Source organism: Pseudomonas nabeulensis (genome assembly GCF_004682045.1).
Classification (GTDB): Bacteria; Pseudomonadota; Gammaproteobacteria; order Pseudomonadales; family Pseudomonadaceae; genus Aquipseudomonas; species Aquipseudomonas nabeulensis.
In genome coordinates this window covers 1-13,103 of sequence record NZ_QUZT01000109.1, presented here as the reverse complement: position 1 = coordinate 13,103, position 13,103 = coordinate 1, and the positions used below count along the sequence as shown (strand labels likewise).

Sequence of the window (13,103 nt, the reverse complement as noted above, 5' to 3'; positions counted from 1 at the left end):
AACGAACCACCGCGGAAATGGGCAACGCCGCGCTCGACAAGTACGAAAGCAGCGGTGGGCTGAGTTGGGAAGAACGGCTGATTGTTCGAGGGTTCCTGGATAGCAATCAGGACGACACACGCCTGGCGGTGCAGAAGACGGTGCAGGGGAACCATGCTGAGATGTTGAGCGTGCTGCCGGGGGTGGGGTTGGTTGGGGGGAAGGGAGGGGGTGTTGGTGCAAAAACGACAGGGGGGGCGGACGAAACTGCCGGTTCAATAAAGAACGTCAATCCAGGTTATCCAGATGCAGGTCGAACTCATAACTGCGTTAATTGTTCAATTGCCACTGATGCAACACTGGCAGGTAATCCAGCATCTGCATTGCCAATAAACTCTACCAAGGGGGTTCCGTTGACTGTGCTGGAGAAGCAATATGGCGCTAAGTTTAGCGGTGTGTCTTCACCCGAAACCATCACCCAGCACATTATTGGTGGTGGGGACGGCGCACGCGGAATTGTGTTTGGCTCCTATGGTCCAGGTCAGCCAGGCCATGTATTCAACGTGGTTAATCAGAATGGGGCTATTCGTTATCTCGATGGGCAGACTGGAAAGCCGGCAAATATGAGTGACTTTAAGACATTGCAGTTACTGAGGACTAACTAATGATTACCTACGCATATGCTTTGGAAATAGCTAAGAAATATTTGGACGACTCTGAGGTTGCTTTGCAGCTAACAAATGAGGGCGAGTTCTCCGAGGGGTGGTTTTTTTGCTATCAATCTAAAGAGTATTTGGAGACAGGGTGTCTGTCGGCTCAACTGGCTGGAAACGGGCCATTCCTGATTGACAAGGAAACTGGAGAGCTTCATGTTTTAGGAACAGCTAAGCCGCTGAAAGAATATCTTGAATGCTATGCAATCAGTAAGTCAAAAAAATAAGATTGGTTTTTTGGGTCGAAAATTATAGGTACCCGGTCTTCTTTCGAAAACTGATGCCATATCTATTTCTGCAATTGGCGTAGGTGCTGGCGAAGTATTTAAGGTGGATTCGAAGTCACCGACAAGGCAGGAAATTTAATTACAACCTTCCCGGTCAAGGTGGGCAACTGATGCGTACTCTACCCATAAAGATATGGCATGAATTCCAGTCGGTAGTGGAAACTCTGAGTGACGAAACACCTGTAAGAAAAGTTCTTGAAGTAATACTATTTTGGGTGAGAAGTAATCAAAAGCATCTTGCCGGCGAGCCGTTTTCGGCCTATGGCTTTGATAGCTTTGCGAAATTAGATGAGAGGGAGATTCCAGCCGAATACTCTTCCTTTAAGACAGGTGTTTTAATTAATTTCAAGAGTATTGTTTTGAAGCGTCAGGCTAGAGATGTAGAGTCAATTGCGAGGTTTTTACGCGATACGATTGAGGAGTTGGCGACTGTCGAAGTTGATAAGCAATGCCCCAGATGTGAATCTGAGGGAATGCGCGCCTTTATAGGTAAGCATAATGGATTGCTGGCTTATCAGTGCAATGTCTGTGGGTGCTCCCATTATTCAGATGGAGCTAGGATTGAGAACGGTGGATTAGAATTTGCCAGCGAGAAGCAGTTGCGAGAGCTTGGCCCGATTTAATGGTCCAAAAGTTGCAGCTGGAACAATAGACCAAGCTGCAAAGGGGATTGAATGGGGCAAAGGTGGTAAACCGGCTACGTATACCTCTGGGCAAATAAGCTCGGGGTTGCAGAAAGCTTATGGCGATATAGGGCGGCCCGAATTATTTGACTCAATCAAGCACCTGATTAAATAGGTATTCAAGCATGACTGATAAACAGATATATGAATTAGCCATTGATGATCTTGCTTGTATTGGTGCTTGGTACTTTCCTATGGATGAGTCTGTGGAAGATGAGCTAACAGTCCGTCCTCTCCTTGATAAGGAGACTTGTACTGACGCTCAAATAATCGTTCGCGCTAGTTTTGTTGGATGTGATGGCTCTAGTTACTTAGGTTATCTGTACTGGGATGGTGATGGGGAAGTTGAGTGCTTAAAACCTGTCATTCTTCTTGAAGATGGCTCCTTTGTTACATTCTGGAATGGGAGGGTTGAGCCTTCTTGGGCAGACTACTCTGCAAGAGCTCAAGAGCTGAGGGCTAGACTCCCTTTTTCATATGTTTCAGAGTCTATTTTCGAGCTACCTAAAGTTTCAGGAAGGCTTGAGGGATTATATTATTTAGATGGAGATCACATTTCCTGGGTAAAATGATCCAGCTACTGGCTATATCGCTAAGGATGGCTCATATGTGGTGAGGAATGATCGTACGGGAGCGATTGTCCAAGTCTCCAATAAAAATGACCCTAAGTGGGTAGCCCCATGGGACTGATTACAGAAGTGTCCGTAGAGAATTTGCCTATTGCTCCTACATTAATGCGGGGAAGAACTCCTTTGTTTAATGTTGGTGATGGCGTTAGGTTGGTCGACTACTGCAAGAATAATGGCATTGCAATTCTTGGCATTGAAGGTTTTAAAATCAAGAGCGACAAGAGAATTCCAGATATGGATTGCATCGTTGACTTTTCTGCTTCGTTAAATGAAATGGATTTCGCTGTGAAGTCGGTGGAAACGAGCCGGATCATTGTTGAGGGAATGAGCGGTAGTGGAATTTTTATAGAGTTTATTCTGGTTAGGGTTTAGTTAGTGAAAAAGGTAGTTCATTGGCAGGAAAAACCATTGATGACTTGTCTAGTACGGGGAAAGTGTTGGACCCTGCGGATAAGTTAGGGCAGCTTTCACTAGCTGGTCGGTCGCTCCAGAGACACAGCGGCCGAGAAGGTAGCGCACTCCCTAACGTCAAAGGCAGTCCTTACTAAATCAATTATCTACTGGTTTTAGGGATTGAACATGAGTCAGTTTACGGCGCAGCACGTCGAAAGTTTAATTGCATTGCATCTGGATGTTGTGCGTTTTGGCCGTGGGGTCAATAGTGTGGGGGAGGAATGGATCGAAAGGGCAGAACAAAGGCTGGGATTTCAGCTGCCAAACTCATATAAATGCTTTTTAAATACGTACATGGGTGGAGAAATCGGTAGCGAAGAAATTTATAGTATTTATGGGGTGGATTTTGAATGTGCAAACGGGGGGGACGTGGTCTATCAACATATTATGGGCTTGAAAAATAACTTGATAGGCGAGAAGGAGCTCGTGATCAGCGAAACTGACTTCGGAGAAGTGTTTTTCTTTGACTGTTCACGCTTTAATAGTGGTGAGTATCCAGTGAAGCTTCGGCTCGCATCTGGCGAGCATGTTAATTATGCTTCTGATTTTTTTGAGTTTTTGTATAAGCGAATTATTGCGCATACTTGAATTCATTTGCGTTGTAGAAGCCTAGATCTGATCTAACACCAGCCTAGTGCGTTACGCATTCTGACGCGCCAGCAAAAGTCAGTTGAAATATGTTGGCTTGCGCTATCAAAGCCCAATTACTCACATCCCCCCTAAATAGCAAGTCGATCGGCAAATTGCAAAACAATCGAAACTTCCCACGCAACCGCCAGATAACCTCTACTCCCCCGCCCTAAGAACCTCTGCAAAGTCCCTCGCCTGAATACACAGCGCGAGGGATTGCAGATGGGTGGTTTTATTACTGGGGTTCAATCGTGAACCCGGCCATTGGCCGGCTGGCCCTGACCCCGATGAATGTGGAAACGGTCGACATCGAGGCCGTTTTTCGAGATTTCCGTGAATGCCTGAATACCTTTGACACGTGGGCTGAAAGCTTTTGGAGCTTTTCGGCGCTGGAGGTCGAGCAGGTATTCAAGGTCGGCGACGAAGTGGCGCTGGTTGCACCGATCAAGCGGTCGATTATTCCAAGCAGCACCGTCGCCACTTGCCCAGCCAATGGCAAGCTGACGCTGGTGCATCTGTTCCAGAGCACGCGCTTTGTGCCCATCGGCAATACGCCGGTGATGCTGCAACGCGTCGACCCCAACGGCGGCCCGCTGGGCGAGCCGATCCACAAGACCATCGGCCCAAGCGGCATCCTCGAAATCGACGAGTGTGATCGCAACCAGCAATACCGGGTCAGCTTCTACCCCCGTATTTCCAAGGACCACATCCAGGCGCTGTATGCGTCTTATCAGGGGGTGATCCAAGACCTGGAAGTGCGTCTGCGCCAAGCGTGGACGGACACTTTCCAAGCCCAGTGGGACACCTTCACCACAGCCAACCCGCTCGATCAGCGCCGCCTGCTGGAGACAGCGTTCCTACGTGGCATGGGCACAGCGCTTTACAGCCTTTGGGACAATTTCACGCAGCTGTATGCCCTGTTTGAGGACATCAAGCCCAACAGTGAAAAGCTCCTGCAATACGTCTCCCAAGCGGAGCTGGATGAGCTGTTGAAGCTGGGCAGCGAATCGATTGCCAACGGGCTGCTGATGCTCAGCGATGAGCCGCTGATGTTCATCTACCTGTCGGCCATATCCAGTTGGATACGGATGCTGCCGCCGCAGGATATGAATGAGGTGATGGGGGAAGTCACCGGCGAGGTGTTGATCAACCTGCTGCTGTTGAGGGTTGCAGGCGCGATGGGTGTGGCCGTGCGCCTGGGGACGCAAGTGTTGAGTCATATCCGGTCCAGTCGCGCGCGGCAGTTGTTGGAGCTACTGGCCAAGCAACTGGTGGGGCCGAATTTGGCTGCGCATGCCGATGCGGTGAAGCCGGTGTTGTTGGGTGGTCCGGCGAAGTCGATCAAAACGGTTCCGGATGTGCCGTTGCAGGCTGGGGAGCAGTTGATCTCGAATCCGGTGGCTTTGGGGCGGGATAAGGCTACGCAGCGCACGATGTTGATTCGGCAGGAGCATGTGGATGACGTGCCGGTTTCGGGGAAGAACCCGAACGGCTCAGTGGCTTCCAGTGCCGATAAAACCGCTACCAACGGCTGCCCGGTGTCGATGGTTACCGGGGAAGAGTTGCTGACCCTTGTTGATGGTGCGCTGGACGGGATTTTGCCGTTCGAGTGGACGCGGCTGTATCGCACCAGTGCCGTGGAAGTGGATTGCGGGCTGGGGTTTGGTTGGAGTCACTCGCTATCGCATCGGCTTTTTGTTGCTGGTGATTCGGTGGTGTGGACCGATCATGAGAACCGCTCGACTGCCCTGCCCTTGCCCTCGTCTTCGCGGCCGGCGATTACCAATAGTTTGGCCGAAGTGGCGATCTACTTGGGCTCGGTGCCAGATGAGTTGGTGCTGGCTCAAGCATCGCGTTTCTACCATTTCCGTAAGGGTTTACTGACAGCCATCAGCGACGCGTATGACAACCGGTTGCGAATTTCCCGTGACTATTCGGGGCGCATTGAGCGGGTGTCTAACAGTGTTGGGCGTTCGCTGTTCTTGCGCTATTCGTCAGATCGCATTGTTGCGGTTGAGTACCAGATTCAGCGGGCAAAGGGGCATGAGCCCTACATCTGGGTGACTGAGCAGACGGTTGTTTCCTACGCCTATGACGAACTTGGACGGTTGCTTTCAGCGACCAATGCTGTAGGAGAAAGCGAGACTTACCGGTACGACGATCAGCACGTGATTCTCGAACGCGGATTGGCCGGCGGGGCGAGTTTCTTTTGGGAGTGGGAAAGGTCCGGCAAAGCCGCGCGATGTGTCCGGCATTGGGCGAGTTTTTCCCAAATGGACACGCGTTATGCCTGGGACGACAACGGTCGCGTCACGGTGTTTAACGCCGATGGCAGTCAGGAAGTCTATGTGCATGACTCGCGTGCGCGGTTGGTACAGCGCGTCGATCCGGACGGTGCCCAGCACTTCAAATCCTACGACGACAAGGGCCTCCTGACGGTTGAGCAAGATCCGCTCGGGGCGGTGACAGCGTATCAGTACGACGAAGCTGGGCGTTTGGTGGCGTTGTTTCCGGGGGACGATGAGCCGACGTCCTACGAGCATGACAACGGGTTCGTACGGGTGGTACGGCGGGGTGAAGCGGTCTGGAAATATGAGCGCAATGATCAGGGCGATATCACGCGCAAGATCGATCCAGACGGGCATATTACCGACTACACGTACAACAAATACGGGCAGCTGATTGGGGTTTGGTATCCCGATCACAGCCGCCAGCGGCTGGTGTGGAATGAGCGTGGGCAGCTAGTTGAGGAACAGCTGCCCAATGGCGGGATCAAGCGTTATCGCTATGACGAACTGGGGCGGCAGATTGCCCGCGAAGATGAACATGGCGCGCTGACTCAGTATCAGTGGGATGGCGTTGGGCGCTTGGTTCGGGTGGTTCTTCCGGGTGGGGCTTGCAGGGAATACGGCTACAACGCTTACGGAAAAATCACTGCTGAACGGGACGAGTTAGGGAACGTTACCCGCTACGAATATGCGGATGGGTTGCACCTCATCAGTCGTCGCATTAATGCCGATGGCAGCCAGGTCAAATACCGTTACGACAATGTGCGGTTACTGCTGACTGAAATCGAGAACGAAGTTGGCGAAATCTATCGGCTGGATTACCACCCCAATGGGCTGATCCAGCAGGAGATTGGGTTCGACGGTCAGCGTACGGCCTATGTTTATGACCTCAATGGCAACCTGAAGGAAAAGACCGAACATGGCGATGACGGCAGTCAGTTAGTCACCCGTTACGAGCGGGATCATGCCGGGCGGCTGGTACGAAAAATCCTTCCCGATGGGAAATCCGTCGACTATACGTACGACCGCCAAGGCAATCTCCTAAGCGTCGAAGACGGTCACTGGGCGTTGGCCTACGAATACGACGCGCAAAACCGCCTCACCGCCGAACACCAAGGCTGGGGCACCCTGCGCTATGGCTACGACGCCTGCGGCCAACTTCAAAAGCTGCGCCTGCCTGATAACAACCGGGTCACCTTTAACCATGCCAAGGGCGGCCATCTCTCTACCGTCGAACTGAACGGTGAAACCCTAACCTCTCACCTCTACAAATCCGGCCAGGAACACCAACGCCAACAAGGCCAACTCCTCAGTCATTACCACTACGACGACCAACGACGCCTGCACGCCCACGCCGTCACGCAGCAGGACCATTACCTTTTCCAACGCCAGTACGACTACGACAAATCCGGCAACCTCACCCGGGTTTTAGACACCCGCAAAGGCGAACACCACTACCACTACGACCCGCTAAACCGTCTCACCCGCGCCAACCACTCCCAAGATGTGCAAGAGCGTTTCGGCCACGACCCGGCGGGCAACCTGCTGATGCACGACCGTCCCGGTCCAGACATCGTGGCGGGTAATCGTTTGATGAGTCAGGGTGACAATCACTACGACTATGACGCTTTTGGCAACCTGATCCGTGAGCGGCGAGGCAAAGGCCCACAACTAGTTACCGAATACAGCTACGACTGTCAGCATCGGTTGATTGGCATCACAAAACCCAACGGCCAAACCGCCAGCTATCGCTATGACCCATTTGGGCGGCGTATCAGCAAGACCGTAGACGGCATCACTACGGAGTTTTTCTGGCAAGGCGACAAGCTGATTGCCGAACATCACGCAGATCGGCACCGCAACTATCTCTACGAGCCGGATAGTTTCCGCCCACTGGCCTTACTGGAAGGCTTCGGCCCGAAAACGACCAAGGCGTACCACTACCAACTCGACCACCTCGGCACGCCGCAGGAACTCACCGACGCCGACGGCGAAATCGTCTGGTCCGCCCACTACCGCGCCTACGGTGAAATCTCCCGCCTTGATGCCGGAAAAGTCGACAACCCGCTGCGCTTCCAAGGCCAGTACTTCGACCAGGAAAGCGGCCTCCACTACAACCGCCATCGCTACTACAATCCGGATATTGGTCGCTATCTGACACCGGATCCGGTGAAGTTGGCGGGTGGGATCAACGGGCATCAGTACGTGCCCAATCCTACCGGGTGGGTAGATCCACTGGGGTTAAGTACCTGTCCCGGCGGTGACGGATGCAAGCCAAGCGCTACCGCTCAGCTGCCAACTGCGGGTGTTGGCCACGGAGAACCTGCGTTACCGCAGCTTACGCGGGCTCAGCGACAGGAAAAAATTGAGGAGCTAACGGAGGCCAACGCAAAGCGTCGAGTTCTGGAGCACGAGAAAAAGTACGATATGCATATGGTTGGAAAACATGGTCCAGAGGTAGAGAGCGTCAAAATGAGAAGACGATCAATTGACGGGACAGACCCAATAACAGGAAAAACTCCAAAAAATAAAAAGGGAGTACCAAGCTCACAATTTAATAGCTGGAGGCTCCAGTTGCAGGCATGGACAAAAGCTACGTCTCGGACTGAGCGAGGATTACCGCGTTACACGGGTATCGATGATAAGAAAAACAATATCGTACGCGTAGAGCTACCCGGAGCCGGCCGTGGCTACCGACCAAATAAGAAAAACCCAAACGACCCAACTTTTAACCCATCTATGAATGGAGCAGAGATGAAATTTCGTGAGGACGGAACACCTTTCACCCTGTTCCCTACCAAGGACTAAAAAATGCTATTCCATCCGTCTTCCAGCCATATACCTTTCGACGCCAGCCTCAACTATTTCGTGGGGATCTTTGACATTTACGATAGAGAAGATACAAAGGGAGAGGAGCTTGCTCACTACAACCCAAATGACATTAAAGATAGGGAAAATCTCATACTCAAATATTGTTTAGACCCGTACAATCAACTTTCCCATCGCCACAAACACAAGCTAATGGAAAGTTTAGCTTCCGCCTTAAATACTGAAAACTTCAACTTCCACTCTTACTTCGAAGACGATCCGGAAGAGTGTTCAACTATGGCATGGGACGAAACCGAAATTGCCGACCCACGCGGCTTCTTCGCCGACATCTATCGACTCGCCAACGAGGTCTGGAAAGACGACCTCCAAAAAGCCAGCCTGGAAGACCCATCAACTTGGTGAGCCTGCCTACACTCTCCAAGTCAGCCACATAACCCTGTGGCGAGCGAGCTTGCTCGCGCTGGGCCGCAAAGCGGCCCCAATCCAGGCGACGTGTCTCCTCTGCTGGATCAACACCGTCCGTTATGGGGCTGCTCCGCAGCCCAGCGCGGGGCAAGCCCGCTCACTACAAATGCCGGTTCACCACAAAAGCTGGTTCACCAACCTTCTTTCAACATCCGCAATTCCAGATACTGCAACAACATAATCGTCTTCCCATCCACAATCTCCCCGTTCTGCACCATCCCCAGCGCCCGTTCAAACCCCAGTTCCAGCACTTCAATATCCTCGCCCTCTTCCGCCAACCCACCGCCCGTGCCCACTCGATCCCCAGGCTGATACTCACCCACGAAAAAATGAATCCGCTCCGTCACCGACCCTGGGCTCATATACGCCGAGTAGATCTTTTCCACCTGCCCCACGCGATACCCGGTTTCTTCTTCTGCCTCCAGGCGAATACGCTCTTCGGGGCTGGCATTGTCCAGTAGCCCGGCCGCCGCTTCGATGAGGTAACCATGGTAGTCATTGACGAACGTCGGCATGCGAAACTGGCGGATCAGCAACACCGTGCGCTGTTCGCGGTTGTACAGCAGGATGGTCGCGCCATTGCCGCGGTCGTAGACTTCGCGGGTCTGGGCCTGCCAGCTGCCGTCGCGGCGGCGCAGGTCGAAACTGTATTTTTTCAGCAGGTACCAGTTATCCGAAAGGGTATCGACGGCGTTGATGCGCACGGGGCTGTTGTCCATGGTCGGGTTTTGGCTCGCGGGGTTGATCGGCTGCACACCCTAACAACCCCGGCACGGATTGTTCAATGCTGTAACACTTTGCAAGCAATCCTCGTTGACGGCGGTCGAATTAATTCCTGCCTGCGGGGGCCATCTGTTAAAAACCCTGCTTCACCTTTGTCCTGGAATGTTCATGTCTTCACGTTTTCTATCGCGCCTGAGCCTGCGCTGGTTTCCCCTGGTGTGCATGGCGCTATTGATCGTCGGCCTGCCGGTGGGTTGTGCCGTGTTGCAACACAAGGAGCGCGAGTTGGTGTTTCGCATCGAGCCCGGCACCGCCGGTTGGTACACGGGTTTGCCCAAGGCGGTGCAGGAATTCGAGCTCAAGCCTGCCAGTTTCAAGTCGGGGCAGAATATTCATGGCTGGTGGTACCCGGCAGACAAGAAGGACGCGCCGGCGATCCTCTACCTGCATGGGGTGCGCTGGAACCTCACCGGGCAGCTGTTTCGCATCGAGCAATTGCACGCGCTGGGTTATTCGGTATTGGCCATCGACTATCGCGGCTTTGGCCAGAGCCGCGGCGATCTGCCGTCGGAAACCACGGTGTACGAGGACGCGCGTATTGCGTGGGAGCGTTTCCAAACCCTGCAACCAGACCCGAGCAAACGCCTGATCTATGGGCATTCCCTGGGCGGTGCGGTGGCGATCGACCTGGCCGCAGAGCTGGGTAAACAGACGCCATTGCCTGTGCGTGGATTGGTGATTGAATCAACGTTCACTTCCCTGGCGGATGTGGCCACGGCGGTGGCGAATACATCCTTGCCAGTGCGCTGGTTGCTGTCGCAGAAATTCGATTCCATCGACAAGATTGCCGATATCCATATGCCGCTGCTGGTGGTGCATGGCCTGGATGACCGCTATGTGCCGCCGCGTTTCAGCCAGCAATTATTCGAAGCCGCCCAGGAGCCCAAGCGGCTGTTATTGGTACCCGGAGCCAGCCATAACAACAGCATGAGTCTGGCCGGTCGCAGCTACGGCCAGGCGCTGGACAAACTGATGCAAGCGACGATGCCGCCCCAGGTTGTGACGCACTCCACAGGCCGCAAGGGCGACTCCTAAAACACTTTTCGGCACTGGGTTTGCGCTTGTGTGTCAAGCGCAAACCCTGCCCATGCTGGCCCGCGCCGGCAATTGGTCAAATATTAACCTTTGGTTAAATCGCCATACCCGCCGGGGTCTCGCAAAGTTATCCACAGAGATACCCACGGTTTTCGTGGACAACTCTTTTCATATTTTTACGATTTTTTTGCTCAAGAAATGCTTTCCGGAAATGTACCGGGCAACAAAATCTCGCGATTCACATCGCGTATATCGTTATACCCACACAGCGCCATCGACACGTCCAATTCACGCGCAATAATCTCCAGCGCCTTGGTCACACCCGCCTCGCCCATCGCTCCCAAACCATACAGATGGGGACGACCAATCATGGTGCCCTTGGCACCCAATGCCATCGCCTTGAGCACGTCCTGGCCGGAGCGAATGCCACCATCGAGCCACACTTCGATACGCTCGCCCACCGCTTCGACAATCGCCGGCAACTGGCTGATGCTCGACGGCGCGCCATCCAACTGACGCCCCCCGTGGTTGCTCACCACCAACGCATCCGCGCCGGAGTTGGCCGCCAGGCGTGCGTCTTCCACATCGAGAATGCCCTTGATGATCAGCTTGCCGCCCCAGCATTTCTTGATCCACTCCACATCGTCCCAGCTCAGGCGCGGGTCGAATTGCTGGGCGGTCCAGGAGGACAGCGAACTCATGTCCGCCACGCCTTTTACATGCCCGACGATATTGCCGAAGCCACGGCGCTGGGTGCCGAGCATGCCCATGACCCAACGTGGCTTGGTGGCCATGTTGACGATATTGGGCAAGGTGAGTTTGGGCGGCGCCGACAGGCCATTGATCAGGTCTTTGTGGCGCTGGCCGAGGATCTGCAAGTCCAGGGTCAACACCAGCGCATCCACGCCAGCGGCCTTGGCCCGTTCGATCAATTGCTCGATAAAGGCGCGGTCGCGCATCACGTACAGCTGGAACCAGAACGGCTGGCCGACGTGTTCGGCGATGTCTTCCAATGAGCAGATACTCATGGTCGACAAGGTGTAGCGCAAACCAAAAGCCGCAGCGGCGCGAGCCGTGAGAATCTCGCCATCGGCGTGTTGCATGCCGGCCAAGCCGGTGGGGGCCAGCGCCACTGGCATCGCCATTTCCTGACCGATCATGCTGGCGCGGATCGAGCGCTGATCGATATTGCGCGCTACCCGCTGGCGGAATTTGATGTGGGCAAAGTCGCTTTCATTGGCCCGGTAAGTGCTCTCAGTCCAGGAGCCGGAATCGGCGTAGTCGTAGAACATCCGTGGGACTCGTTTTTGCGCCAGCTTGCGTAAATCTTCGATGGTTGTGATCAACGTCATCTAGGTCACCTCTCCCTGAACTGAACGCTGAGAGTAACCGCCCATCGGCCGCGCAACCAACCATTGCGTTTAGATTGACCGAGGGCTAATCTCGCACAAACCCGCAAAATGACGCACAAACATGCATAACAGCCATCAAGCCATCGACCTGCCTTCCTTGCGTAAACAGAAAATTTTGTTGCTGCTGGAGCGCGACGGCAAAGTCACCGCTTCGGAATTGGTGGAGCACTTTGCCGTGTCTCAGGACACCATCCGCCGCGACCTTGGTGAACTCGCCGCCGCCGGCCTGTTGCAACGGGTGCACGGCGGCGCCCTGCCCCGGCCCAAGGACACCGGCAAGGATTTTTTTACCCGCGTCGGCGAAACCAACGACGCCAAGCGCCACCTCGCACAACTGGCCGCCGACCGTGTGGAAGATGGCCAGATCGTGCTGTTCGATTCCGGCTCCACCACGTTGCAGATTGCCCAGTCGTTGCCGCGTTCGATCCGCCTGACGGTGGTTACGCCCTCGCCGATGATCGCCATCGCGCTGGCCGATCATCCCAATGTCAAAGTGATTCTCGCGGGTGGTCAGCTCAACCCGGCGACACTGTCCACCAGCGGTCACGAAGCGGTGCGGTTGATCCAGAGCATCAAGGCGGATTTATTGTTTACCGGGGTGTGCGCCTTACACCCGCAAGTGGGCATCAGCTCGCTGCATTTTGATGAAGTGGCGGTCAAGCAGGCGCTGCTCGACAGCGCATCCCACGTGGTGGCGGTGACCATGGCCGACAAGCTGGGTGCGGTGGAGCCGTTTGTGGTGGCGCCGTGCGAGCGTATTCACACGTTGATTACCGAGTGGCATGTGCCGAGTGTCGAGGCGTATGAGCAGCTCGGGCTGGAAGTGCTGCAAGTGGAGGTCTAGTGAAGCGGCTGTGCTTGCGGAGGGCGTGAGCCAGTCAATACATAGCTTTTGCCGGGCCAAGGCAGTAGCCACA

At 54.2% G+C, this 13,103-nt stretch carries 13 protein-coding genes; 11 read left to right on the top strand and 2 right to left on the bottom strand.

The features are described from left to right. From DYL61_RS30270 to DYL61_RS30230, 9 genes are all read left to right on the top strand, one after another. Positions 1 to 644: toxin glutamine deamidase domain-containing protein (locus DYL61_RS30270; protein WP_202978052.1), on the top strand; the 644-nt coding region annotated here is incomplete at its 5' end. After that, entirely contained in the window at positions 644 to 919 is a 276-nt protein-coding gene (locus tag DYL61_RS30265) for a YrhB domain-containing protein (protein ID WP_135311425.1), read from the top strand. The genes DYL61_RS30270 and DYL61_RS30265, both read left to right, overlap by 1 nt. 170 nt (positions 920 to 1,089) lie before the next feature. Continuing rightward, a complete protein-coding gene (locus DYL61_RS30260; RefSeq protein WP_135311424.1) occupies positions 1,090 to 1,602 on the top strand; it encodes a hypothetical protein in 513 nt (170 codons plus the stop codon). Between the two features lie 185 nt (positions 1,603 to 1,787). Beyond that, entirely contained in the window at positions 1,788 to 2,234 is a 447-nt protein-coding gene (locus DYL61_RS30255) for a hypothetical protein (RefSeq protein ID WP_135311423.1), read from the top strand. Positions 2,235 to 2,271: 37 nt separating this feature from the next. Continuing rightward, positions 2,272 to 2,352 (top strand): colicin E5-related ribonuclease, encoded by an 81-nt coding sequence (locus tag DYL61_RS32020; RefSeq protein ID WP_420825095.1) that lies wholly within the window; start codon positions 2,272 to 2,274, stop codon positions 2,350 to 2,352. Beyond that, a complete protein-coding gene (locus DYL61_RS30245) occupies positions 2,343 to 2,663 on the top strand; it encodes a hypothetical protein (protein WP_193559471.1) in 321 nt (106 codons plus the stop codon). Before DYL61_RS32020 ends, DYL61_RS30245 begins: the two co-directional genes overlap by 10 nt. Positions 2,664 to 2,870: 207 nt before the next feature. Beyond that, on the top strand, positions 2,871 to 3,332 hold the full coding sequence (locus tag DYL61_RS30240) for an SMI1/KNR4 family protein (protein ID WP_135311422.1): 462 nt from the start codon (positions 2,871 to 2,873) through the stop codon (positions 3,330 to 3,332). A 329-nt stretch (positions 3,333 to 3,661) separates the two neighbouring features. Beyond that, complete coding sequence (locus tag DYL61_RS30235; RefSeq protein WP_135311426.1) at positions 3,662 to 8,470, top strand: RHS repeat-associated core domain-containing protein; 4,809 nt, start codon at positions 3,662 to 3,664, stop codon at positions 8,468 to 8,470. A 3-nt stretch (positions 8,471 to 8,473) separates the two neighbouring features. Beyond that, the gene (locus tag DYL61_RS30230; protein ID WP_135311421.1) at positions 8,474 to 8,893 is read left to right on the top strand and encodes a hypothetical protein; all 420 of its coding nucleotides are present in this window, start codon (positions 8,474 to 8,476) and stop codon (positions 8,891 to 8,893) included. Positions 8,894 to 9,087: 194 nt separating this feature from the next. On the opposite strand, the gene DYL61_RS30225 is transcribed toward DYL61_RS30230, so the two are convergent. Further along, entirely contained in the window at positions 9,088 to 9,675 is a 588-nt protein-coding gene (locus DYL61_RS30225) for an NUDIX domain-containing protein (RefSeq protein WP_135311420.1), read from the bottom strand. 172 nt (positions 9,676 to 9,847) lie between these two features. On the opposite strand from DYL61_RS30225, the gene DYL61_RS30220 reads away from it, so the two are divergent. After that, positions 9,848 to 10,774, top strand: coding sequence for an alpha/beta hydrolase (locus DYL61_RS30220; RefSeq protein ID WP_135311419.1), 927 nt, complete (start codon positions 9,848 to 9,850; stop codon positions 10,772 to 10,774). A gap of 191 nt (positions 10,775 to 10,965) precedes the next feature. Here DYL61_RS30220 and DYL61_RS30215 read toward each other — a convergent pair whose 3' ends face one another. Next, positions 10,966 to 12,126 carry an alpha-hydroxy acid oxidase gene (locus DYL61_RS30215; protein ID WP_135311418.1) on the bottom strand — a complete coding sequence of 387 codons (1,161 nt, stop codon included), beginning with the start codon at positions 12,124 to 12,126 and terminating at the stop codon, positions 10,966 to 10,968. A gap of 121 nt (positions 12,127 to 12,247) precedes the next feature. Between DYL61_RS30215 and DYL61_RS30210 the strand changes: the two genes are divergently transcribed. Beyond that, the gene (locus DYL61_RS30210) at positions 12,248 to 13,030 is read left to right on the top strand and encodes a DeoR/GlpR family DNA-binding transcription regulator (protein WP_135311417.1); all 783 of its coding nucleotides are present in this window, start codon (positions 12,248 to 12,250) and stop codon (positions 13,028 to 13,030) included. Positions 13,031 to 13,103: the final 73 nt, after the last annotated feature.